The 372-nt window shown below is 65.1% G+C and carries 1 protein-coding gene; it reads right to left on the bottom strand.

Annotated features, from left to right (window positions below; translation table 11 throughout):
• Positions 1-97 precede the first annotated feature (97 nt).
• Positions 98-372 (bottom strand): aldehyde dehydrogenase family protein (locus tag OH705_RS26905; RefSeq protein ID WP_267303392.1); only part of this gene is annotated, 275 nt, incomplete at its 5' end.

The raw sequence follows: 372 nt of genomic DNA, 5'->3' as shown, positions 1-372 counted from the left end.
AGAAACCGGGATCCTCCTGCTTGATGCGGGCGGCCCAATCACGATTGTTCTGCAGCAATTGTTCGAGTTCGGAAAGTTCAGGCATTCGGTGTTGTCCTCAGCGCAACGCCACGCAGACGTTCTTGGGTTCAGTGAAGAAACGCATGGCCTCCAGGCCGCCCTCGCGGCCCAGGCCGGACGCGCCCGTGCCGCCGAACGGCGTGCGCAGGTCGCGGGTCATCCAGGTATTGATCCAGACGATGCCGGCGCGCAGCTGCGCGGCCAGGCGGTGTGCGCGGTCCAGGTCGCGCGTCCAGACAGTCGCCGCCAAGCCGTATTCGCCGGCATTAGCCAGCGACAGTGCATGCGCCTCGTCTTCAAACGGCTGCAGGG

The organism is Pseudomonas sp. BJa3, assembly GCF_026343815.1.
Taxonomy (GTDB): Bacteria; Pseudomonadota; Gammaproteobacteria; order Pseudomonadales; family Pseudomonadaceae; genus Aquipseudomonas; species Aquipseudomonas soli.
This window is presented reverse-complemented; position numbering and strand designations above follow the sequence as displayed.